This window comes from Pseudomonas kairouanensis, assembly GCF_004682055.1.
In the GTDB taxonomy this organism is placed as follows: domain Bacteria; phylum Pseudomonadota; class Gammaproteobacteria; order Pseudomonadales; family Pseudomonadaceae; genus Aquipseudomonas; species Aquipseudomonas kairouanensis.
Map to the genome: position 1 here is coordinate 19,695 of NZ_QUZU01000050.1, position 23,264 is coordinate 42,958.

Annotated in this window: 21 protein-coding genes, 1 pseudogene and 1 riboswitch; of the genes and pseudogenes, 7 read left to right on the forward strand and 15 right to left on the reverse strand. The window is 61.9% G+C overall.

Annotated features, from left to right (window positions below; translation table 11 throughout):
• Positions 1-61: 61 nt before the first annotated feature.
• From cpdA to DYL59_RS26985, 3 genes are all read right to left on the reverse strand, one after another.
• Positions 62-877 (reverse strand): 3',5'-cyclic-AMP phosphodiesterase, encoded by an 816-nt coding sequence (gene cpdA, locus DYL59_RS26975; protein WP_135291881.1) that lies wholly within the window; start codon positions 875-877, stop codon positions 62-64.
• Positions 878-974: 97 nt separating this feature from the next.
• Positions 975-1,424 carry a DUF1249 domain-containing protein gene (locus tag DYL59_RS26980; protein ID WP_135291882.1) on the reverse strand — a complete coding sequence of 150 codons (450 nt, stop codon included), beginning with the start codon at positions 1,422-1,424 and terminating at the stop codon, positions 975-977.
• Positions 1,415-2,032, reverse strand: coding sequence for an NUDIX domain-containing protein (locus DYL59_RS26985; protein WP_122485475.1), 618 nt, complete (start codon positions 2,030-2,032; stop codon positions 1,415-1,417). The genes DYL59_RS26980 and DYL59_RS26985 overlap by 10 nt, the downstream gene beginning before the upstream one ends.
• A 192-nt stretch (positions 2,033-2,224) precedes the next feature.
• On the opposite strand from DYL59_RS26985, the gene DYL59_RS26990 reads away from it, so the two are divergent.
• A complete protein-coding gene (locus tag DYL59_RS26990) occupies positions 2,225-2,962 on the forward strand; it encodes an RsiV family protein (protein ID WP_135291883.1) in 738 nt (245 codons plus the stop codon).
• Here the strand turns inward: DYL59_RS26990 and cytX are convergent.
• Entirely contained in the window at positions 2,931-4,220 is a 1,290-nt protein-coding gene (gene cytX / locus DYL59_RS26995; RefSeq protein WP_135291884.1) for a putative hydroxymethylpyrimidine transporter CytX, read from the reverse strand. The genes DYL59_RS26990 and cytX overlap by 32 nt on opposite strands.
• Positions 4,221-4,366: 146 nt before the next feature.
• Positions 4,367-6,256 carry a phosphomethylpyrimidine synthase ThiC gene (gene thiC / locus DYL59_RS27000; RefSeq protein WP_135291885.1) on the reverse strand — a complete coding sequence of 630 codons (1,890 nt, stop codon included), beginning with the start codon at positions 6,254-6,256 and terminating at the stop codon, positions 4,367-4,369.
• Positions 6,257-6,408: 152 nt separating this feature from the next.
• Positions 6,409-6,514, reverse strand: a riboswitch (TPP riboswitch).
• A 195-nt stretch (positions 6,515-6,709) separates the two neighbouring features.
• On the opposite strand from thiC, the gene DYL59_RS27005 reads away from it, so the two are divergent.
• Positions 6,710-8,149: a TolC family outer membrane protein gene (locus tag DYL59_RS27005; protein ID WP_135291886.1), complete on the forward strand. Its 1,440-nt coding sequence runs from the start codon at positions 6,710-6,712 to the stop codon at positions 8,147-8,149.
• A gap of 121 nt (positions 8,150-8,270) precedes the next feature.
• Here the strand turns inward: DYL59_RS27005 and waaA are convergent, their stop codons facing one another.
• Both waaA and DYL59_RS27015 read right to left on the reverse strand, forming a co-directional pair.
• Positions 8,271-9,548 carry a lipid IV(A) 3-deoxy-D-manno-octulosonic acid transferase gene (gene waaA / locus DYL59_RS27010; protein ID WP_135291887.1) on the reverse strand — a complete coding sequence of 426 codons (1,278 nt, stop codon included), beginning with the start codon at positions 9,546-9,548 and terminating at the stop codon, positions 8,271-8,273.
• A 23-nt stretch (positions 9,549-9,571) separates the two neighbouring features.
• Positions 9,572-10,462, reverse strand: a complete 891-nt coding sequence (locus DYL59_RS27015; protein WP_135291888.1) for a LysR family transcriptional regulator — start codon at positions 10,460-10,462, stop codon at positions 9,572-9,574.
• A gap of 103 nt (positions 10,463-10,565) precedes the next feature.
• Between DYL59_RS27015 and DYL59_RS27020 the strand changes: the two genes are divergently transcribed.
• The 4 genes from DYL59_RS27020 to DYL59_RS27035 are packed head-to-tail and all read left to right on the forward strand — an operon-like array spanning position 10,566 to position 13,943.
• Positions 10,566-10,901 carry a DMT family transporter gene (locus DYL59_RS27020; RefSeq protein WP_024073051.1) on the forward strand — a complete coding sequence of 112 codons (336 nt, stop codon included), beginning with the start codon at positions 10,566-10,568 and terminating at the stop codon, positions 10,899-10,901.
• Between the two features lie 55 nt (positions 10,902-10,956).
• Positions 10,957-12,132, forward strand: coding sequence for an NAD(P)/FAD-dependent oxidoreductase (locus DYL59_RS27025; protein ID WP_135291889.1), 1,176 nt, complete (start codon positions 10,957-10,959; stop codon positions 12,130-12,132).
• Positions 12,129-12,941, forward strand: coding sequence for an aldo/keto reductase (locus tag DYL59_RS27030; protein WP_135291890.1), 813 nt, complete (start codon positions 12,129-12,131; stop codon positions 12,939-12,941). Before DYL59_RS27025 ends, DYL59_RS27030 begins: the two co-directional genes overlap by 4 nt.
• A 42-nt stretch (positions 12,942-12,983) precedes the next feature.
• Entirely contained in the window at positions 12,984-13,943 is a 960-nt protein-coding gene (locus DYL59_RS27035) for a metal ABC transporter ATPase (protein ID WP_135291891.1), read from the forward strand.
• A gap of 146 nt (positions 13,944-14,089) precedes the next feature.
• On the opposite strand, the gene DYL59_RS27040 is transcribed toward DYL59_RS27035, so the two are convergent.
• The 6 genes from DYL59_RS27040 to DYL59_RS27065 form a co-directional block, all read right to left on the reverse strand.
• A complete protein-coding gene (locus DYL59_RS27040) occupies positions 14,090-15,016 on the reverse strand; it encodes an NAD-dependent epimerase/dehydratase family protein (RefSeq protein WP_135291892.1) in 927 nt (308 codons plus the stop codon).
• Positions 15,009-16,433: a bifunctional D-glycero-beta-D-manno-heptose-7-phosphate kinase/D-glycero-beta-D-manno-heptose 1-phosphate adenylyltransferase HldE gene (gene hldE / locus DYL59_RS27045; RefSeq protein WP_135291893.1), complete on the reverse strand. Its 1,425-nt coding sequence runs from the start codon at positions 16,431-16,433 to the stop codon at positions 15,009-15,011. The genes DYL59_RS27040 and hldE overlap by 8 nt, the downstream gene beginning before the upstream one ends.
• A gap of 103 nt (positions 16,434-16,536) precedes the next feature.
• Positions 16,537-17,145: an adenylyl-sulfate kinase gene (cysC, locus tag DYL59_RS27050; RefSeq protein ID WP_135291894.1), complete on the reverse strand. Its 609-nt coding sequence runs from the start codon at positions 17,143-17,145 to the stop codon at positions 16,537-16,539.
• Positions 17,138-17,842: a sulfotransferase family 2 domain-containing protein gene (locus DYL59_RS27055; RefSeq protein WP_135291895.1), complete on the reverse strand. Its 705-nt coding sequence runs from the start codon at positions 17,840-17,842 to the stop codon at positions 17,138-17,140. The genes cysC and DYL59_RS27055 overlap by 8 nt, the downstream gene beginning before the upstream one ends.
• Before the next feature lie 152 nt (positions 17,843-17,994).
• Positions 17,995-19,803: a lipid A export permease/ATP-binding protein MsbA gene (gene msbA / locus DYL59_RS27060; RefSeq protein WP_135291896.1), complete on the reverse strand. Its 1,809-nt coding sequence runs from the start codon at positions 19,801-19,803 to the stop codon at positions 17,995-17,997.
• A gap of 8 nt (positions 19,804-19,811) precedes the next feature.
• The gene (locus tag DYL59_RS27065) at positions 19,812-20,990 is read right to left on the reverse strand and encodes an O-antigen ligase family protein (RefSeq protein ID WP_135291897.1); all 1,179 of its coding nucleotides are present in this window, start codon (positions 20,988-20,990) and stop codon (positions 19,812-19,814) included.
• Between the two features lie 147 nt (positions 20,991-21,137).
• Between DYL59_RS27065 and DYL59_RS27070 the strand changes: the two genes are divergently transcribed.
• Positions 21,138-21,704 (forward strand): BUD32 family EKC/KEOPS complex subunit, encoded by a 567-nt coding sequence (locus tag DYL59_RS27070; protein ID WP_193557585.1) that lies wholly within the window; start codon positions 21,138-21,140, stop codon positions 21,702-21,704.
• Here the strand turns inward: DYL59_RS27070 and DYL59_RS27075 are convergent.
• Both DYL59_RS27075 and DYL59_RS27080 read right to left on the reverse strand, forming a co-directional pair.
• Positions 21,693-22,778, reverse strand: a complete 1,086-nt coding sequence (locus DYL59_RS27075; RefSeq protein ID WP_135291899.1) for a glycosyltransferase — start codon at positions 22,776-22,778, stop codon at positions 21,693-21,695. The genes DYL59_RS27070 and DYL59_RS27075 overlap by 12 nt on opposite strands.
• Positions 22,779-22,829: 51 nt before the next feature.
• Positions 22,830-23,264 (reverse strand): annotated as a pseudogene (locus DYL59_RS27080) (glycosyltransferase family 2 protein); the annotation flags it as partial.

The window sequence follows — 23,264 nt, forward strand, 5'->3', positions numbered from 1 at the left end:
TGCCTGACCCTGCGCTATCGGGAGCAAGCCCCCTCCCACATTTTGACCGTGTTCACAGTCCTCAGTAGCCGTTGCTGCCGTAGTCCACGGTAAATTCGAAGCCCTGCACCCGCTCCACGCCAGTCTCCAACCACCCGTCGGCGTGCAACCGCAACCACCGATACCCCGGCGCCTGGTCGCTGACGTTGAAGTCTTCACTGCCCGGCGCGAACTGGATACAGGTGGACGGCGAGGCCAACAACCGCACGCCATTGCGCTCGCTATCGATCTCTTGGTGTACATGGCCCCAGAGCACCGCCCTGACCTGAGGAAAGCGATCCAGCACGGCAAACAGGGCCTCGGGGTTGCGCAAACCGATGGGCTCCATCCACGCACAGCCGATGGACACCGGATGGTGGTGAAAACACACCAGGTGGTGACGGCCCGGCGCCTCGCTCAGGGCCTGGGCCAGCAGCTGCAGTTGCGCGCCCTGCAAATAACCGGGCACCGAGCCCGGCACGGCAGAGTCCAGCAGGATGATGCGCCAGTTGCCGATATCGACCACCGGCTCCAGAAAATCGCTGTGCTCGGCGGCCTGGAGCATGATGTGTGGCTCATCATGATTGCCGGGGATCCAGCGAGCCGGTGCGTCGATCTGCCGGGTCATGTCGCGAAAACGCTGATAGGACGCGAGCGTTCCGTCCTGGGACAGATCCCCCGTGGCCAGCATCAAATCGACGCGCGGGTGCTGCACGCGCACGCGCTCGATCACCCGTTGCAGGCTCTCGCGGGTATTCATGCCCAGTAACGTGCCGTCGGCCTCGGCAAACAGGTGGCTGTCGGACAGTTGCACCAGCAACGCCGGCGCATCGGGGTTCACGGTGGATACGCTTGGCAAGGCGCTCTCCCAAGGCAATCACAGGAATGGACGGTTGGCGTGATTATGCTGGGCAGGACACAAAGAGGAAACCTGGGGAAACAGACACAGTTCACATCTACCGCACGACTTCGAACTCGTGGCCCAGGGCCAGACAGTGGCTCAACCATTCACCGAGGAACACATTGAGCTGTGCTTTCTCATCGGGCTGGTGCATGAACACGTTCGGGTAAGGATAGATGCTGCGAAAGCGCCGTGCATGTTCGGCACTGACCACTTCGGCCATGCGGGCATCGTGGTACACCTGTACTTCCAACTGCGGCACCGGCAACCATGGCAGGCTGTGCTCCTGGCGCACGCGCAGGGTGGTGGTATAGGGGCAGTTGACGATGACTTCCAGGGTCAGCACGCCGAGCATCTGGTCGCCGTGGGTCACGCCGATGCGCCGCGCCGCCGGGGCGTGGCGCATGTCGGGCAGCAAGCGCATCAGCCGCGCATAGTTGGCCTCGCAGGCGGCTTGCAGCCCGATCAGGTCGACTCGATAACGTTCCCGTGCCTTTACTGCCATAACCCCCTCACTTCCGCGCGATTAAGCGCAAGCCATTGCAGGGCGATAATGCTGGCTGCGTTGGAAATTTTGCCGTCACGCACCGCTTGCAGGGCATCTTCGAAGGCCCAAACGGTGACGCGGATATCTTCAGCCTCTTCTTCCAATCCATGGACGCCCCCTACCCCGGTGCTGTCGCAGCGGCCCAGGTACAGGTGGACAAATTCGGTACTGCCGCCGGGCGATGGGAAATACTTGGTGATCGGCCACAGCGCGGAGAACGTCAGCCCAGCTTCCTCCTCGGCTTCGCGGTGCGCAACCTCCTCGGGTTGCTCGTCCTTGTCGATCAGGCCGGCGACCATCTCGATCAGCCAGGGGTTGTCGGTACGGCCCATGGCGCCGATGCGGAATTGCTCGTTCAACACCACTTCGTCGCGCTGCGGGTCGTAGGGCAACACACACACCGCATCATGACGAACGAAGACTTCGCGGTTGATCACCCGGCTCATGCCGCCGTCGAATTTCTCGTGGCGCAGTTGCAGGCGATCGAGCTGATAGAAGCCCTTGAAAGCATTATCGCGCTGAACAATCTCGATTTTGCTCGGCGTCGATTTTGCAAAGTCCGTCATATCCCTTCCTCGTTGTGCCTGCGCAATTGGCGCCATCCTAACGCGCTCGTGCCCCTTGGTGCAGCCCCTTTCCAGTTGCCGGGATAGACGGCGGGCGTCAAACTCGCTCAAATGAGTTTAGTGGCGAACTGACTGCTTTGTTGGCAGTCGAAGCTGCACAATTTCGCTCTTATCGTTAGACGAAGGACACCCATGTCGCTTTTGAAAATCGCCTCCGTGGCCTGCATCGCCCTGACCCTCGGTGCCTGTCAAAGCCTGTTCCAACCGAGCTGGCGCACCCCGCTGGAAGCCACCCGCGACGCCACCGAGCAAAGCAAGCCCGGCTGCGCCAGCGCTGACTGCCCACTGGTAAATATCGACACCGTACACTTCGCCAAAGAACCCAAGCTGGACGCTTTGATCGAACAGCGCCTGCTGGAAATGACCCAGGCCGACCCGCTGCCCACCAGCCTTGCGTCTTACAGCGAGCAATTTTTACGCACCGCCGCGCCGCGCAACAGCATGTACTTGCAGGCCAAGGTACGGGAGCAGCATGACGGCTTGGTGATCATCGAGTTGTCCAGTTACCTGGACCAGGGCGTCACCCACGGCGAGCCGGGGCGCGGGTTCATCAACTATTCACGCCAGCAGCAAAAAGCCCTGACGTTGACCGACATGCTGCTGCCCGGCAAAGAGGACGCGTTCTGGAAAGCCGCCCAGGTGTCCCACAACAGCTGGCTGATCAGCACCCGCCTGAGCCTGGAACCGGAGTTCGTCAAAACCTACCACTTCCAGAAAACCCCGAACGTGGCGCTGACCTACGGTGGCGTGATCCTCAAGTACCCCACCGCCACCATTGCGCCGTATGCCTTGGGCCATGTCGAGCTGCAGATCCCTTATTCGCGGCTGGAAGGCATCCTCAACCCTCAGTTGGTCCCCGTGCGCCACTGAAAGCCCGCCCCAGGATGAACTGCAACAGCCCTGCCAGCACCAGCGCCGGCAGGGTCGCGCCGACATCCGGATACAGATTGGCCAGCAGATGGTAGGTGGCGATGCCACCCAGCCAGGCCAACAGCGCCGGCCAACGCAGCGCAGCAACCACACCCTGGCCACGGCGGCGCAGGATGAAATGGTCCACCAGCACCACGCCAAACAGCGGCGCGAACACCGAGCCGATCAGCAACAGGAAGTTCTGGTACTGGGCCAACGGCGCAAAACACGCGATCAAGGTGCAGATCACACCAATGGCCAGGGCCAGGTGTTCGACCTTCAGCCGCAACAGAATGCCGCTGGACACCGCCGCCGAATGAATATCGGCGAAGGCGTTCTCTGACTCGTCCAGCAGGATCAGCAACAGCGGGATCCCCAAGCCAGCGCCGGCCAAAGCCAGCAACAACGCATTCACCTCACCGCTCGGCGCAAACGCCAGGGTGTAGGCCACGCCCAGGCTCATCAGCCAGAAATTACCAATAAAGAAGCCCAACGCGGTGCCACCGAACACGCTTTTGGCGCGCTTGCCGAAGCGCGAGTAATCGGCGATCAGTGGCAGCCACGACAGCGGCATGGCAATGGCGATATCAAACCCCACTGCAAACGGCATCGAGCCGTCACCGGCCTGGGCCCAGAGTGCGGCCAGGTCGACCTTGGCGAACAGGTTCCAGGTCAACCACAGGCACGCCGCGAGCAGCAGCCAGATGCCCCATTTGCGCAGGATCTGGCGCACAAACGTCAGCGGGCCACTCACCGCCAGCAAAGTGGCCAGGCCACCGAAAAACAGCGTCCACAACAACGGGCTGGCCAGCAGGCTGCCCTCGCTGAACGCCCGCGCGCCCAACAGGCTGGCGGCGTCGCGCATCACGATAATTTCGAATGAGCCCCAGCCGATCAGCTGCAGCAGGTTCAGCAGTGCTGGCAGGCTGGCGCCTTTGGCGCCGAGGCTAAGCTTGAGGGCCGCCATGGCGGACAGGCCGGTGTCGCTACCGATCACGCCGACGGCGGCCAGCAGCAGCACGCCCACCAGGGTGCCGAGGAAGATCGCCAACAACGAGCCAGACAAGCCCAAGCCCGGCGCGAGCAAGGCGCCGGTTTGCAGGACCATCAGGCCGATGCCGAGGGAGAACCAGAGGGAGAAGAGGTCGCGGGCGCCGAAGACTCTTTTGTCGCTCGGCACTGCTATATCAGGGGAGTAGGTACTCGGTTGAATGCTCAAGGGTGTTATCTCTGAGGGGCATTTTTTGTTTGGGAGATTGCTATCGGGGGCAAGCCCCCCTCCCACATTTTGAATGTGTTCACAGTTCAAAATGTGGGAGCGGGCTTGCTCGCGAAGAGGCCGGTACAGGCACCTCCAATCCCGGATCAGACCTTCTTGTACAGCTGGCTCCCTTCCTGCTTGAACCGCTGCGCCTGCTCCGCCAAGCCCTTGGCCACATCCACATCCACCGCTTCAATGCGCTGGTTGGCCGCGTACTCGCGTACTTCCTGGGTGATTTTCATCGAGCAGAATTTCGGCCCGCACATCGAGCAGAAATGCGCCACCTTGGCCGAGTCCTTCGGCAGGGTTTCGTCGTGGTACGAACGCGCAGTATCGGGGTCCAGGCCCAGGTTGAACTGGTCTTCCCAACGGAACTCGAATCGCGCCTTGCTCAAGGCGTTATCACGGATCTGCGCGCCCGGATGCCCTTTGGCCAAGTCTGCCGCGTGGGCCGCGATCTTGTAGGTGATGATCCCGGTCTTCACGTCATCCTTGTTCGGCAAGCCCAGGTGCTCCTTGGGCGTGACGTAGCAGAGCATGGCGCAGCCGAACCAGCCGATCATCGCGGCACCGATGCCGGAAGTGATGTGGTCGTAGCCCGGCGCGATGTCGGTGGTCAGCGGGCCGAGGGTGTAGAACGGCGCCTCGTCGCAGCATTCAAGCTGCTTGTCCATGTTCTCCTTGATCAACTGCATCGGCACGTGGCCAGGGCCTTCGATCATGGTTTGCACGTCGTGCTTCCAGGCGGTCTTGGTCAGCTCGCCGAGGGTTTCCAGTTCGCCGAACTGGGCGGCGTCGTTGGCGTCGGCAATCGAGCCTGGGCGCAGGCCGTCGCCGAGGGAGAAGCTGACGTCATAGGCCTTCATGATTTCGCAGATTTCGTCGAAATGCGTGTAGGTGAAGTTCTCTTTGTGGTGCGCCAGGCACCACTTGGCCATGATCGAACCGCCACGGGACACAATGCCGGTCACACGCTTGGCGGTCAGCGGCACGTAGCGCAGCAACACACCGGCGTGGATGGTGAAGTAATCCACGCCCTGCTCGGCCTGCTCAACCAACGTGTCGCGGAACAGCTCCCAGGTCAGGTCTTCGGCAGCACCGCCGACTTTTTCCAGGGCCTGGTAGATCGGTACGGTGCCAATCGGCACCGGCGAGTTGCGGATGATCCACTCGCGGGTTTCGTGGATGTGCTTGCCGGTGGACAGGTCCATTACAGTGTCCGAGCCCCAGCGAATGCCCCAGGTCAGTTTCGCCACCTCTTCTTCGATGGACGAACCCAGGGCGCTGTTACCGATGTTGCCGTTGATCTTCACCAGGAAGTTACGGCCGATGATCATCGGCTCCAGTTCGGTGTGGTTGATGTTGGCCGGGATGATGGCGCGGCCACGGGCGATTTCTTCGCGCACAAATTCCGGGGTGATGATTTTTGGCACGCTGGCGCCAAAGCTATGGCCAGCGTGTTGCTGGTCCAGCAGGCCGCTGGCGCGGGCCTCTTCAAGCTTCATGTTTTCGCGGATGGCGACGTATTCCATCTCGGCGGTGATGATGCCTTTGCGCGCGTAGTGCATCTGCGTGACGTTGGCACCGGCCTTGGCGCGGCGCGGGTTCTTCACATGGGCGAAGCGCAGCGCGGTCAGTTCGGCATCGCTCAGGCGCTGCTGGCCAAAGTGCGAGCTGAGGCCCGACAGGCGTTCGGTGTCGTTGCGCACTTCGATCCACGGCGAGCGCACATCGGCCAGGCCTTTGCGCACATCGATGATCACATTGGGGTCGGTGTAGGGGCCGGAGGTGTCGTACACCACCACCGGCGCATTGATTTCACCGCCGAAATCGGTGGGGGTCACGTCCAGGCTGATCTCGCGCATCGGCACGCGAATGTCCGGGCGGGTGCCCTGCACGTAGATTTTTTGCGAGCGGGTAAAGGGCTGCACGGAGCCGGAATCGACCTTGGCCGATTCACTCAGGTGCACGGTATTTTTTAGTTTTGTCGTCATCACGGGCTCTCCAACTTTTTATCCAGGCGGTGGATTTTTGTCGGAGCGAACCTGTGACGGATGGACGCACTGAAACCAGTGCTGTGCTTGGCGCACGAGAGCTGTTCAATAAATGAACAACAACCCGGACGAAGCACAAGAGGACTCGCCGGGTGACGAGAAATCTTGTTCCCTACGCAGGCGCTAACCTGATCAGGTTCAACGGGATCCGGTATTTACCGATCTCAGCCTTCCAACAAGGCACCCCGACAAGAACGCGGCCAGTCTAGACCATGGCGCAGGCAAATTGCCAATGGCGGTTCATTCAGCGTGATGAATGGCGTAATTGCAGGATTGTTGTGCCGTGATCGCGCCACTACACTCGGCTACGGCTTCAAGGCTTGACGCTCTGGAACTGTCGCCGTAGCCTTGGCCGACAAATTATCGCCGTAATATTTATTCAGGGAACGCCTCATGCTGCGCAAACTCTCACTGGCGCTTGCCGTGTCTTGTGCGACCAACGGAATGGTCTGGGCAGCAGAAGCGCCCTTGTCCGCCAACACTGACTTGGTCAGCGTCTATCAGGAAGCGGTGAACAACAACGCCGACCTGGCGGCCGCGCGCGCCCAATATGGCGCGCAAAAAGAAGTGGTGCCCCAGGCCCGCGCCGGGCTGCTGCCAAACCTGTCGGCCGGCGCCGACAGCAACAATGTACGCACCCAGATCTCCCAGCCGTCGGCCACGGCCAACCGCGATGCGCATTCGTGGCGGGCGACCTTGAGCCAGCCGCTGTTCCGCGCTGACCGCTGGTTCCAATTGCAGGCCGCCGAAGCCACCAACGAGCAGGCCGCCCTGCAATTGTCGGCCACCGAGCAGAACCTGATCCTGCAAAGCGCCGAAAGCTACTTCGCCGTGCTGCGCGCCCAGGACAACCTGGCCTCGACCAAGGCCGAAGAAAATGCGTTCAAGCGCCAACTGGACCAGTCCAACGAGCGCTTTGACGTCGGCCTTTCGGACAAGACCGACGTGCTGCAATCCCAGGCCAGCTACGACACTGCCCGCGCCAACCGGATCCTGGCCCAGCGCCAGGTGGAAGACGCCTTTGAAGCGCTGATCACCCTGACCAACCGCCAGTACAACTCGATCCAGGGCATCGTCCACTCCCTGCCAGTGCTGCCGCCGCTGCCGAACGACGCCAAATCCTGGGTCGAAACCGCCGGCCGCCAGAACCTGAATTTGCTCGCCAGCAACTACGCCGTCACCGCCGCCGAAGAAACCCTCAAGCAACGCAAGGCCGGGCACGCGCCAACCCTCGACGCGGTGGCGCAGTACGAACGCGGTGACAACGACGCGCTGGGCTTTAGCAACCCGAATGCCTTTGGCACGCCGTATCGGGGCGACGTGGAACAACGCACCGTCGGCTTGCGCCTGAACATCCCGATCTACAGCGGCGGCCTCACCAGTTCGCAGGTGCGCGAGTCCTACTCACGCCTGGACCAGACCGAGCAGCAACGCGAAGGCCTGCGCCGCCAGGTGGTGGAAAACACCCGCAACCTGCACCGTGCGGTTAACACCGACGTGGAACAGGTGCAGGCGCGCCGCCAGTCGATCATCTCCAACCAGAGCGCCGTGGAAGCCACGGAAATCGGTTACCAGGTGGGGACGCGCAACATCGTCGATGTGCTCGATTCCCAGCGCCAGCTGTACTCGTCGGTGCGCAACTACAACAACAGCCGCTACGACTACATCCTCGACAACCTGCGCTTGAAGCAGGCGGCGGGGACGTTGAACCCGGGGGATTTGCAGGATTTGGCGCGGTATCTAAAGGCGGACTACAACCCGGACCGGGACTTCTTGCCGCCGGATTTGGCCAAGGCAGCTGCCGAGCAACTCAAGGCCCGCCCAAGCTATTAAGCACACCGCAAAACCAATGTGGGAGGGGGCTTGCTCCCGATAGCAGAGTGTCAGTCACTGCATCTGGTGGCTGATACACCGCAATCGGGAGCAAGCCCCCTCCCACATTTGACCTCTGTTGTCAGTGGGTCAGCAGTCTGCCGAGGCCATCCAACAGACGCTTCAAAGCCCCCTGATTAGCCTGCATCACCTTCAACCCTGCCTGCGCCATCTTGCCCGCATCCTGAGGCAGCTCAAACAACTGCCGCACCGCTTCGGCCAGCCCCTCAGCATCATCCACCTGCCTCAACGCCCCGGCCTCAAGCATCATCGCGGTGATTTCGAGGAAGTTGAATACATGGGGCCCCATGATCACAGGTTTTGCCAACGCTGCCGGCTCCAGCGGATTATGCCCACCGGTCGCCACCAGGCTGCCGCCGACAAAAGCACTGTCGGCCAGCGCATAGAGAAACAGCAACTCGCCCATGGTATCGCCGAGCAACACCGAGGTTTGCGCGGTAACCGGCTCGCCTGTGGAGCGACGCACGGTGGCAAACCCTTCGCGCTGGCTCAGCTCGAACATCGGGCCGAATCGCTCCTGATGACGCGGCACTAGGATCAGTAAGGCGTTGGGGTAGCTATCGAGCAACTGGCGATGGGCCGCGAGTACTACTTCGTCTTCGCCTTCATGGGTACTGGCGGCGATCCACACCGGGCGCTCGCTGGCGCCCCACTGGTCACGCAACGCGGCGGCGCGCACGGGCAGTTCGGGGTCGATGGTCAGGTCGAACTTGATCGAGCCAGTGACTTCCACGGCCTCAGGGCGGGCGCCCAGGCTGAGGAAGCGCTGGGCTTCGGCCTGGGTCTGTACGGCGAACAGGCTCATTTCGGCCAGCATTGGCGCGGTAAGTTTGGCGAAACGCCCATAGCCCTTGGCCGAGCGCGCCGACAACCGCGCATTGGCCAGTGCTACCGGAATGCCGCGTTGGGCACAGGCGTGGATATGGTTGGGCCACAACTCGGTTTCCATGATCACCGCCAGCTTGGGCTGCACTCGATCCAGAAAACGCTTGGCAGCGCACGGCAAGTCGTAAGGTAAGTAGCAGTGCTGGATGCGTGGCTCATTGGCGAACAGTGCCTGGATACGCTCGGACCCGGTGGGCGTCATGCAGGTGACCGTGATCGGCAGCGTCGGATAGCGTTCCAGCAAACCACGCACCATGGGCGCGGCGGCAATGCTCTCGCCCACCGACACCGCATGCACCCAGATCCCGCCCGGCTGCAACACCGGCAGGCCGTAGGAAAACCGCTCGCTGACGCGCTTGGCATAGGCCGGCGCCTTGCGCGCGCGCAGCCACAGACGTAAAGCCACCAACGGCAGCGCCAGGTAAAACAGACAGCTGTAGAGAGTTCTATTCATGGCGGCGGAGTTTATCGGCTTTTTCAGTCAATCGCCCGCAGGCACTCGGCAAAACGTTCAGCCAAAAAGCGCGCGGCCGGCCCAAGGGGTTCATCACGGCGCCAAACCAGCTCCACCACCAAGGCAGGCGGGGTCCATTCGCTGTCGAGTTCGACCATCTGGTTCTGATAGGTTGGGTATTGCACCACATGCCGGGGCAACCAAGCCCAACCGAGGCCTCGCGTCAGCCATTCGGCCAGCACGTAGAAGCTGTCGGCCCGCCAGACCTGCGGACTGGCGGCTTCGCTGCCGGGATACACGCTGGTCTGGGTCGACATCAGCAACTGCCGATATTGCGCCAAGCCCTGGCAGTCCACGGTTTTTTGCCGGGCCAGCGGATGGTTGCGGCCACACACAGTGACCATCTCCACACTGCCCACCACCCGACGCTCCAGCGCTTCGGGGATCTGGTCGTGGTAGAACAACATGCCCAGGTCGGCCTTGCGCTCAACCAGCTTGCGTGCGACATCGCCCTGGGCGGCACTGGAAATCTGCACCTCCAGGTTGGGAAACTGGCCCGCCAGGGCGTCCAGGCTATCGAGTACCGGCTGGTACAGCATCGCCTCGTCCTGGGCCAGGCGCAGGCAGGCTTCTTCGCCACGCATCAACGACAGCGCCCGGCCGTTCAGGCGCTCACACTGGCGCAGCACTTCCCGGGCCTCTTCCAGCAGCACTGAGCCCGCTTCGGTCAGGCGCGGCTGACGACCACTGCTACGCTCGAACAGGCTTACCCCAAGGTCAGCCTCCAGCAAGGCGATGCCATTGCTCACTGCCGACTGCGCCTTGCGCTGCGCCCGCGCCACGGCCGAAAACGAACGCTGTTCGGCGACGCTGACAAACAGGCGCATCTGCTCCAGGTTCCATTGCACGCTCATGGCTCAACCCATCTTTTATTCGGATAGGTAATGACTTTACCCCATCTGACAAAGCCCTAAAATGCCGACCTTATCAAACGCGCATCACACCGAGGATTACCCCATGAACCCTGCCTACTACTACTTGGCCATCGCCATCTGCTCGGAAGTGATCGCCACCGTATCCATGAAAGCCATCAAGGGCTGGAGCACGCCTATCCCCTTGCTGCTGGTGATCGTCGGCTACGGTGTGGCGTTCTGGATGCTGACCCTGGTGGTGCGCACTGTGCCGGTGGGCGTGGCCTACGCGGTGTGGGCCGGGATGGGCATCGTGATGGTGAGTATCGCAGCGCTGTTTATCTATGGTCAGAAGCTCGACCTGCCGGCAATGCTGGGCATGGGCCTGATTGTGCTGGGCGTGGTGGTGATTCAGCTGTTCTCGAAAACCGCCGGGCACTGACCACCCCTCAACAGCCTGTATACTGCGCCTCTTGTCTTGAACACTGAGGTCGCCCATGCCATCCGTTATTTCCACCGACGTCCTGATTGTCGGCGCCGGGGTTGCCGGCCTCTGGCTGAACGCACGCCTGCGTCGCCAAGGGTTTTCCACGGTGGTGGTGGAAAGCGCCACCTTGGGCGGCGGGCAAAGCGTGAAGTCCCAGGGGATCATCCACGGCGGTGCAAAATACGCCCTGCACGGCGCCCTCACCGGCGCCTCCGAAGCCATTGCCGACATGCCGCGCCGCTGGCGCGAGGCCCTGGCGGGCAACGGCGAGCTGGACCTGACCGGCGTGCGCCTGCTGTCCGAAGCCCATTACCTGTGGTCCCCGGGCACTATCGCCGGCAACCTCACCAGTTTCTTCGCCAGCAAGGCCGTGCGCGGCCGTGTGGACCAGGTCAAGGGCGACGATTTGCCGCCGGCCCTGCAAGACGGGCGCTTCAAGGGCAAGGTCTACCGTTTGGCAGAGTTGGTGGTCGATGTGCCAAGCCTGATCGAACGCCTGGCGCAACTGGCCGGCGATGGCTTGCTCGCCGGGCAACACATCGAACCACTGCTCGAAGGCAACAAGCTGGTGGGACTGAAGGTGGACGGCCGCGACATTCGCGCACAGCGCATCGTCTTGAGCGCAGGGGGTGGCACCGCAGACCTGCTGACCGAACTGGGCCTGAGCAAGCCAGCCATGCAAAAGCGCCCGCTACACATGATCATTGCCAAGGGCCCAGGCCTCAAGCCGCTGTACGCCCACTGCCTGGGCGGCGGCACCAAGCCGCGCATCACCGTCACCACCCACCCCGCCGCAGATGGCAATTGGGTGTGGTACCTGGGCGGCGATATTGCCGAGGCTGACGGTGTAGCGCGCACACCCGAAGAACAGATCGCCACCGCACAAAAAGAGCTGGCGCAGTTGCTGCCGTGGATCGATATGAGCCAAACCCGGTGGGCCACCCTGCGCGTCGACCGCGCCGAACCCCTGCAAACAGGGCTGACCCGTCCCGACAACGCCTTTGTCTTTGAAGAGGGCCGCCTGCTGGTGGGCTGGCCGACCAAACTGGCCCTTGCGCCCGATTTCGCCGACCGAGTGATCAACAGCCTCGAACGTGACGGCATCCGTCCAAGCGCCACCGAGCCGCTGCCCGAGTTGCCAAAACCCGCCATCGGCGTACCTGCCTGGGAGCAACTGTTGCCATGAGCCTGCCAACCTTGCACGACCTGCATCGCCCCCTGGGCAGCACGGGCCTTTGGGTGTCACCGCTGGGCCTTGGCACCGTCAAGCTGGGTCGGGACCAGGGGGTGAAATACCCCAATGGCTTCCAGATCCCCGATGACGACGCGGCTCGCATGCTGCTGCGCCAGGCTCGCGAGCTGGGTATCAACCTGATCGATACAGCGCCCGCCTATGGCATGAGCGAAGAGCGCCTGGGCCCGCTGTTGCGTGACCAGCGCAAGGACTGGGTGATTGTCAGCAAGGTGGGTGAAGAGTTCGAAAACGGCGTGTCCCGCCATGACTTCAGCGAGGCCCACACTCGTCTGTCGATTGAGCGCAGCCTGAAACGGCTTGAAACTGATTTTATCGACCTGGTACTGGTGCACTCCGACGGCAACGACCTGCACATCCTCAACGACTGCGAGGTGTACCACACCCTGGCGGCGCTGAAACAGGAAGGCAAGATCCGTGGTTTCGGGTTCTCCGGCAAAACCGTCGAGGGCGGTGTAAAGGCTCTGGAACAGGGTGATTGCGCGATGGTCACCTACAATTTGAACGAACGGGCCGAGAAAGCCGTCATTGACTATGCGGCAGCCCACGGCAAGGGCATCCTGGTAAAAAAAGCCCTGGCCAGTGGCCATGTTTGCTTGGAACCCGGCGTGGATCCAATACATGCCAGTTTCATGTTGTTGTTTGCGCAAACGGGTGTTGCCAGTGCTATTGTCGGGACCATTAATCCGCTGCACCTGGCCCATAACGTGGCGACTGCTGCCAAGGTCATTCGTCAACTCTGATGCCGCCGACGCGGCCGCCCCCGTCGCAAGGAAGGAGCCGACATGCCGCGAACGCTCATAAGAAAAAACCCCAGCAACTTCAAGACACTGCCGCTGCACGTCGAAGCCACCCCCGAAGGCCTGAGCTACCAGAGCGTCGGCATGCCGCTCAATTTCGCCCAGACCCTGCAACGCCGTAAACCGGTCGAGGTGCCGGACGCTGAGCGCTTCGCCCTGGAGCTTGCAAACCTCGGGGTTTCGGTGCGCCTGACCCTGCATTGGCAGAACCGCGATTACTGGGTACTGGTGCGCCAACGCCGCCAGGACCGTGGCGATGTGGTGCTCAAACTGATCTCCGGGTACGTCCCGGCCCACGAACTGAACCTGCCGCTGCACACCGCCATCCAGGAGATTGCCGAAGAGTGCCTGCTGGAAACGCCGGAGGGCTGGCTGGGCGGGCGTTTCAACGACACCTGGCTACCGGCGCCCTACTCCGCCGCACTGCATTACCGCGAAGCGCTGCCGTTTCGCCTCAGTCCGTTGTCTGGTGCGGCGCGCCCGGTGCGCTGTGCCACCACCCAGTTGATCGAACGCCCACGGGCCTACGTGCACCTGCCCACCGCCTCCCTGCAGCTGATTTACGACCTGCGCCTGGAAGTGCCCAAGGAAGCCAAGTCCCTGAGCCTGTTTCATGTGGATGAACGGCTGGAAGGTGATCAGTTGGTAGCGCGCCTGGACCGCCAGCGTCCAGACCTGTACCTGATGCCACTCAAAGACGGCCAGCCGCTGGCCGAGCTGTATACCGTCAAGAAGGATCAGCTGTACCCGGCCAGCACGCGCGGCTTGTACCTGGCCGAAAGCTTCGCCCAGCAAGAGGGTTGGTTGGTGCGCGATGAACGGATTCGCTGGAAGGACTGGCTGCGCCAGCAAGGTTTGGCGGAGCCGGAAAAAGAGTCCAAGCTCAAGCGCCTGGCACAGCGCGTGCTGCGCAAGATAACGCCGAAGAAGAAGGCCAGCCAATAAGGGCAAATCTTGAGCCCAACATATGTCCAAATGTGGGAGGGGCGGTGCGACGATTCGACTTGCTCCCGATGGCGTCGGGTCAGTTAGCCTATCTGGTACTGACACGCCGCTATCGGGAGCAAGCCCCCTCCCACATTTAGATCGCGTCAGCCGTTGAGCAGGCGCTCCAGGCCGACCTTTAGCGGCGTGGGCTCGGGCAGTGTGAAACTCGCCAGCAACCGCTGGTTATTCGCCCGCGAATGCTTGATATCCCCCGAACGCGCTGGCCCGTAAGTCACGGCGGGCAAGCTGCCGACCACTTCTTCCAAGGCCTGCAACACCTGCTTGAGGGTGGTGGTGCGGTTCCAGCCGACGTTGATCGCGCCCAACGGTGCGTCCGGTGCTTCAATAGCCTGCACCAGCACGTCCACCAGGTCTTCCACGTACATGAAGTCACGGGTTTGCTCGCCATCGCCAAACACGGCAATCGGCCGGCCCTGCTGGGCACGTTCGCTGAAAATGCTGATCACGCCGGAATACGGCGATGACGGGTCCTGACGCGGCCCGAAGATATTGAAGAAGCGGAAGATCACCGGTTCCAGGCCATGCTGGCGACGGTAGAAGTCAAAGTAGTGCTCGCCCGCCAGTTTGTCGGCCGCATAGGGCGTCAACGGTGCCTTGGTGGTCTCTTCGTCAATCGAGGCCCCTTCGCCGTTGTTGCCATACACCGCGGCGCTGGAGGCATACACCACGCGTTTCACGCCGGCTTTGCGCATGGCTTCGCAGACATTCAGGGTACCGACGAAGTTGCTCTGGTGCGTGCTGACCGGGTCATCCACCGAGGCTTGCACCGAGGCCACTGCGGCCAGGTGCACCACGGCGGTTGCGCCGACGGCGGCATGCGCCACCAGTTCGGCATCGGCTACGTTGCCTTCGAGCAATTCGACCAGCGGGTTATCCAACGGCAGGTTGCTGCGCTTGCCGGTAGACAAGTCATCCAGCACCCGCACGCCATAGCCCTTGGCGAGCAACGCGTCCACCAGGTGCGAGCCGATAAAGCCCGCACCGCCTGTGATCAGAACCCACTTAGTCATTGCCACGGATCTTCTCGACAATGGCCGTGGTCGAGCTGTTCTCCACCAGGCCCAACACTTTAACCTTGCCGCCGTAGGCGCTGACGATATCGGCACCGACCACTTGGTCAACCGAGTAGTCACCGCCCTTGACCAGCACGTCCGGCTTGACTTGGGCCAGCAGGTTTTCCGGGGTCGCTTCCGGGAAGCTGATCACCCAGTCCACCGCGCCCAGGCCGGCCAGCACCGCCATGCGACGGTCAACACTGTTGATCGGACGGCCCGGGCCTTTGAGGCGGCTGACCGAGGCGTCGTCGTTGACCGCGACGATCAGGCGATCGCCTTGGGCGCTGGCTTGCTCCAGGTAGGTCACATGGCCGGCATGCAGGATGTCGAAACAGCCATTGGTGAACACGATGCTTTCGCCATGGGCGCGCGCATCGTCAATCGCCAGCAGCAATTGTTCGATGGTCAGCACACCGCGCTCGGAGCCTTCGGAGCGCTGGATCGCACGGCGCAGTTCAGGCGCGCTGATGGCCGCAGTGCCCAACTTGCCCACCACGATGCCCGCCGCCAGGTTGGCCAGGGCCACGGCATGGGGCAGTTCTTCACCGGCGGCGATGGACGCGGCCAGGGTGGAGATCACGGTGTCACCGGCACCGGTAACGTCGAACACTTCACGGGCCCGCGCCGGCAGGTGCATCGCCGGGTGGTCCGGACGCAGCAGGGTCATGCCATGCTCGCCACGGGTCACCAGCAGGGCGCCCAGGTCGAGGTCGGCCATCAGCGCAGCGCCCTTGCTCACCAGTTCGTGCTCATCGGCGCAACCGCCGACGATGGCTTCGAACTCGCTGAGGTTCGGGGTGATCAGGCTGGCTCCGCGATAAATCGAGAAGTCGCGGCCCTTGGGATCGGCCAGCACAGGGATGCCCTTGGCCTTGGCAGCCTGGATCAGCGCCTGGTGATTCTTCAAGGCGCCTTTGCCGTAGTCGGACAACACCAGCACCTTGATGCCTTCGAGCAGTTCGTCGACCTGGCCACTGAGGGCCAGGGCGTCGGTGGCGAAGGGTTCTTCGAAATCGATACGCAGCAATTGCTGGTGGCGGCTCATGACCCGCAGCTTGACGATGGTCGGCTGGTGGGCAATGCGCTGGAACAGCGCGCGCACGCCGGCGCCGCGCAGGCTGTTGGCCAGGCTGTCGGCGGCTTCGTCGTCGCCGGTCACCCCCACCAGGGAGGCCGGGGCGCCGAGGGCGGCAATATTGAGGGCAACGTTGGCAGCGCCGCCTGGACGGTCTTCGATTTGCTCGACCTTGACTACCGGTACCGGCGCCTCAGGGGAAATCCGTGAGGTACCACCATGCCAGTAACGGTCGAGCATGACATCGCCGACCACCAAGACAGGGGCTTGATCGAATCGCGGCATGGACAACTTCATGGAGCAACCCACATACAAAATGAACAGGGGCGCGATATTAGCACAGGGTGAGCGCTGCCTAGTTCCAGAGCTTTATCTGTAAGACATCGGGCCACGCAACTGATCACTTTTTAAACAAAGCGGCCAGAATATGCTCCACGGCGTCCTTAAGTTGGACCTCGTCGGTATTGATCACGCAGTCTGCGTTGACCGGCGCCTCATAGGGGCTGTCTAGGCCGGTGAACGCTTTGATGCGCCCTTCCAGCGCCAGGCGGTAAAGCCCCTTAGGGTCGCGCCGCGCGCACACGTCGAACGGCGTGCTGATGTAGACCTCAAAGAATTGCTCCGGCCCGAACAATGCCCTGGCGGTTGCCCGATCGAGGCGAAACGGCGAAATGGCTGAGACGATCACGATCAAACCCGCATCCACCATCAACCGCGCCACTTCGCCGATACGCCGGATGTTCTCCTTGCGCGCCGCATCTGTCATGCCCAGGTCATTGCACAAACCCGTGCGCAGGTTATCGCCGTCGAGTACGAAGGTGTGCCGGCCCTGTTCGTTGAGTTGCACCTCCAGGGCATTGGCCAACGTCGACTTGCCCGAACCGGACAACCCGGTAAGCCACAGGCAGCAGGGTTGCTGCTGTTTGAGCGCGGCCCGTGCAGCCACCGACAGGGACAAGGCGAAGGGGCGGATCGAAGCCGAAGCGGCAGACAGCGACTGGCTATTCATAACCCAGGACCTCGTAGTCACGTTGATAGGCACGCCTGACCAGGCGGCGCGTGCGCAGGGTGCAAAAGTCCCTGACCGGTTCGCTGCGCCGCTCCAGGGAAACATTCAAATGTGGCAGGGAGGTGTCCACGCCCAGGCGCTCGCACAGATGCTGGAAGTCTTGCTGCAACGACTCCTGGCGCCCAAGAAAGTCCATGGCCATCTGGCCCATGTGGTCGACCAGAAAGTCGGTCTGGGGCGCAAAGTGCAACTGGCGACGCAGGTTGTCCGGGTGCAGCCAGCCGGAAACGAAGTGGTCGAAGTCGCGGTAATGGGCCACCAGCGCCTGGGCTTGCAGGTCACGCTCGCCCATTGTGTTGTTGCGCAGGTACGCGTACGCCGAGTAGGCGCGCTCCAGCGGGTCACGCACGAAGGCAAACTTGAAACTGCGCGCGCAGTGCCGGGGAAACTGCTGTTCGTACCAGTAATACGGCAAGTGACCCGGCCAGCGGCCGTCGAGCAGCGCCGAACAGACACTGCTGCCGGCGCACTTGGGGACATGGATAAACACGCAGTTATGCCGCTCGAACGCCGACGGCAGCATGGTGAGTGCCGACAGGGATTTGTTCACCGCCTGGCGATCCACCACCGACAAACGCCCCAGCAAGAACACCCGCTGAGGTTTGGGAAGAAGCTTCCAGAACAGACGTTGCAACATTCCATTACCCACGCAAGAAGGTTAGCCCTCTCGTTCGTCATTCGAATCGAGAAGGCCAACATAGCAAACGATAGGCAGCGAACTATTTAGCTTTGGTCAAGCCTGTAAGGGGCTCGATACAAAAAACGGGGCGCATTGCGCGCCCCGTCCTGTCAGGTGATGTTGGCCGTTGCCGGCTCATCCAACCCCATGGCGTGCAGGCGCGAGTAATAGCCCCCCATCGCCAGCAGTTCAACATGTGTACCACGCTCGACAATTTCGCCGTGATCCATCACCAGGATCAGGTCGGCTTTCTCGATGGTGGACAGGCGGTGGGCAATCACCAGGGTGGTGCGGCCCTTCATGACCTTGTCCAGCGCTGCCTGGATATGACGTTCAGACTCGGTATCGAGCGCCGAGGTCGCTTCGTCCAGGATCAACAGCGGGGCATTTTTCAGCAGTGCACGGGCGATAGCCAAGCGCTGGCGCTGGCCGCCGGACAACAGCACGCCGTTTTCACCGACTTCGGTGTCCAGGCCTTTGGGCAGCTCGGCGATGAAGTCCATGGCATAGGCGTCTGCGGCGGCTTTTTCGACGTCTGCACGCGGCGCACCGGCCAGGTCGCCGTAGGCGATGTTGTTGGCCACGGTGTCGTTGAACAGCGTCACATGCTGGGTCACCTGGGCCACGTGCCGGCGCAGGTTGCGCAGGCGGTAGTCCTCGATCTCCACGTCATCGAGCAATATTTGGCCGGTTTCATGGTGATAGAACCGGGGAATCAGCGCAGCCAGGGTGGACTTGCCACTGCCCGAGCGCCCGACCAGCGCCACCATCTGGCCCGGCGCGGCGGTGAAGCTGATGTTCTTGAGCACTTCGCGCTCGGTGCCGGGGTAGGTGAAGCTCAGGTTGCGCACGTCCAGGCGGCCGCTGACCCGGTCTTTTTCGACGGTGCCCGTGTCCACTTCTGGCTCGACGTCCAGTTGCTCGAAGATGCTTTCGGCACCGGCGACGCCCTTCTGGATGGTCGAACTGACTTCCGACAGCTGACGGATCGGCTTGGGCAGCAGGCCCGCCGCCGTGATGTAGGCCACCAGGTCACCGGCAGTCGCATCGCCGCGCAGGAACAGCACCAGGAACATCAACGCCGCCATGGCGGTGTAGATCACCAGTTGCAGCATGGGGGTGTAGACCGCACCGGTCTTGGTCATGCGCATCTGTTTTTCGGTGTTGCTCATGCTGGCCTTGGCAAAGCGCTGCTCTTCGTAGGTTTCCCCACCGAAGCTGCGCACCACGCGGTAGCCCTGGATCGTCTCCGAGGCCACGTGGGTCACATCGCCCATTGCCACCTGGATTTTCTTGCTTTGCTTGCGGAATTTCTTGCTGGTGCTGCCCACCATCATGGCGATGACCGGCAGGATCGCCAGCATCACCAGGGTCAGCTTCCAGTTCATCCACAGCAGGTAGCCGAACAGGAACACCACCGTCAGGCCTTCACGAATCACCACCTTGATCGCATCGGTGGCGGCGCCGGTGACCATGGTCACGTTGAAGGTGATGCGCGAGATCAGGTGCCCGGAGCTGTGGGTGTCGAAATAGCGGTTGGGCAGTACCAACAGCTTGTTGAACAGCTGCACCCGCAGGTCGTGGACCAGCCCCAGGGAGACTTTGGCCAGGTAGTAGTTGCCCAGAAACGACCCCAGCCCCTGCCACGCGGCGATCAACACGATCAACAGCGGCACGGCCATCAGCAGTTTCAGGTCCTTGAGGTAGGGGACGCTGGGGAAAAACACCACGTCCGGGTTGCTCAGGCCATCAACGAAGTATTTGAGAATCCCGGCCAGCATGGGCTGGGTGGACGCGAAAATCACGAAACCGACGATGCTCACCAGGAACATGCCGATATACGGCTTCACATAGCCCAGCAGCCTGAAATAAATTTTCAGGCTGGATTCCTGTTCCGCTTTAGGCGGTGCATCACTCATTGTTGAGCTCACTGATTAGGTAGGACGGCAACTTTATCACAAGCGCCAGGTTTGGCCCGAGCCCAGACCAACACACTGGCCAGCGCGACCGGTAGCCACGAGATGAACCACTCGGCCCGCGGGGTGCCGGTCAGGCTCGCCGCATCGAACTGCATGGCCAGGAACGAGAACACCCACATGCCGATGATGCCCTTGCCGTAGAGCGTGTCGCGGGCTTTCCAGGCTTGCCACAGCACGCCGAACCACAAACCGCACCACAGCAGTAGACCCGGCAGGCCCAGTTCGATAGCGACGTGGGTGAACAGGTTATGGGAATGATCAAAATAGAGGCCTTCGGCAAACACTTTGTAGTCACCGCCCAACCCCAGGCCGGTCCAAGGGCGCTCAGAAATCATCTGCAGGGCGGCCATGAATATCTGTGGTCGGTAGGAAACGCCACGGGCCAGCATCAGCGATTGCATGGCGAAGAACACCGCCAGCGCCGCCACCACCGCACCGATGGCAAGTACAGCGGTACGCCGATCACGGCACCAGGCAGGCATGGCCACCACCGTCAGCAGCAATGCAACTGCAGCGCCACGGCTTTGGCTCAGCACCACGAACAGGCCCAGGAACCCGACGGACAGCACCCACCCCACCTGCATCCAACGACCACGCGGCACCCAGTGCAGTAACCAGACCGCTGCCAGGCCAATCACATAGGCGCCCAAGATCGGGTGCGCCAATTGACCCAGGCCTTCAAGGCGGGCAGACCAGGGGTTGTGCTCCACACCGTAGAACTTGATGATCGCCACCAGCGACGACAAGGCCAGCCCAAAGCCGCCCCATTGCATCACGCGGATCACCCGTTCGCTTTGACCGTTAGCCAGCACGGGGAAAAACAGCAGGAACACACCGATATAGAGCAGGCGCTTGGTCTCACGCGAAGGGTCTTCGGTATTGGTCCACGACAAGCTGACCAACCCCCAGACCGCCAGTAGGCCGATCATCAGAAAAGTCCAACGCTGCTGGCGCCAAACCTCCTTGAGCCGCTCACGGGCCGACCAGGCGAACACCATGGCCGGCAGCCAGAGAAACAGCGTCAAGCCTTGTTGATAAATCTTGTTGGTTGGCGCGAAGGCGATAGCCAATAAAAACCAAAGCAACCCAAAACACATCCACCCTTGCGCCCAACGACTTGCTTGCATCACCCGCTCCTAATACGGCTAACCTGCCAACCCGGCATGGTTAAAGTTCTAACTTTTCGGCATCATTGCCGATCACTGCGCCCGCGACTTCCACAAGGCTTTTCGACGATGCAATGCTCAAGGCTTCCCCAAGCCGCTTTAAATACGATGATTGCCGACGCCAGAATCCTGGAGAAGGACAGCTACGGCCCCAAAGTCTACCTGCTGACGGACGGGAACATTCTTAAACTGTTTCGCCGCAAACGGTTTTTTTCATCTGCCCTGTTTCGCCCGTACTCCAAGCGCTTCATCGACAACGCGCTTGAACTGCAAAAACGCGGCATTCCCACCCTGACCGTCCTTGCAAGCTATCAGTTGGACGCACCCGGCATGACAGCCGTGCTGTACCGTCCGTTGCCGGGCGAGACCCTGCGCCAGCTGTCCAACCAGGAAGGCTTCGACTGGCAGCACAACCTTGAACCGCTGGTGGCACTGATTCGCCGGTTGCATGAAGCGGGCATCTACTTCCGCTCACTGCACCTGGGCAATGTGGTGGTGACACCCGACAACCAGATGGGCTTGATTGACGTGGCAGACATGCGCTTTTTGCGCGCCCCGCTGAGCCCGGCACTGGTCAGGCGTAACCTGCAGCACTTCGCCCGCTATATTGCGCGCGAGAAGCTGAACGAACGCTTTCCAATGCAGGCACTGGAGCAAGCGCTGCTACCGGGTTGATAGCAGCTGACGGGCTGTGGTGGTGAAATCCTGCCAGGCCTGTTCCGGCGCCAAGGCCTCTGACTGAGCAGCCACCACGGCGCCGGCATCCGCGCAAAAGGCGCGCTCCAGCAATTGCGCCCACGCCTGGACGTCATCGACCGGCGCGTACCAGCCGGTGTCGGCCAATTGCTCGCGAAACACCGCCAGCTCGCTGGTCAACACCGGCACCCCGGCCATGACCGCCTCTTGCAGCACCAACCCCAGGCCCTCCGACGACGACGGAATCGCCATCCAGTCGAACGCACGATACAAGCTCGCCGCTTCGTCCAAATGCCCAGGCAGGAACACCTTGCCCTGTAACCCCAAGCCTTCGATCTGCGCCTCAAGGGCTGCGCGCCCCTCTCCCTCGCCCACGATCACCAGCCGTGAACCAGGCCGTTGCACCAAAACACGGGCAAAGGCGTCCAGCAAACAGGCGAACCCCTTGCTGTCCACCAACCGGCCCACGGCCCCCACTACCGGCCCATCGCCGGGGGATACGCCCAGTCGCGCACGCGCCTGGTCACGGGGCAGCATCGCGGCGCGAAAAGCATCTGGGTCGAAGGCGCTGCGCAGCACGGCTACCGGCCGCTGCAAACCTTGTTGCAGCGACGCGGCCAGGGTTTGGGACACCGCCGCCACGGTCAGCCGGGCCTCTGAAAACTGTGCGAACAACTGCCGATCAGTGCTACGCAGGCGCGTCTCACCATGAAACAACACCACGGCCCGCACTTCGGGCAAGGCCTTGAGCACCGGCAGCAGCGCCCGCGCAACGCCGATGCCATCGAGCAGCACCACCTTGACGTCCAGCGGCAGGGCCCGGCTAAACCGCGCGTGCATGCGTGGAATCAGCAATTTCCACAGGTGACGGCCCTTGAGTTGGGCGGACGAGAGCTTCCACTCGACCGCCTCTTCACCCTCTTGCGCACCACCCTGCAGCAACCAGTGATAAACCGGTGCACCGCAATCGAAACTGGCAAGCACTTGCCGATGAACCTTCTGCACTGAAGCAAATGCAGCGCCACCGGCCCACATGATGTTAAGGATGCTCATTGACGGATAACGACCTTCTGCGACGTTCTGGAGGCGTGGGGGGTGAAACGTTCAATCGATAAACCAGCCAATGCCGATGCCCACCAACAGCATCACCACCAGCTTGATCCGCTCACGCCGCTTGCGCCGTGCCTTGTTCAAGCGCTCGGCCGACGTCGACACGTGCAAACCAAAACCGGTATGCAGCACCGCATCCCCCTCAAGGGTCACGGCCGTCAAGTTCAACTCGGCATAACGCCGGGACAACCCCTTCTCCCCCTCGAACCCCGCATAAGGGGCACATAAGGCGTACTCCCTGAGCCGCCGTAAACCGGGGTTCAGGGAAAATGCCTGCCACTCCGGCTTATCGGAAATCAGTGGGTAACAGGGCACCGCGCCAATGAGTTCACGCGGCCCCAGGCGGATATAAGGGCTGTGTACCTGTAAATCGTAGACAAAGTTACGCAGCCACACCTGAAGAATATCCGGGCGCAATTCCAGAACCGT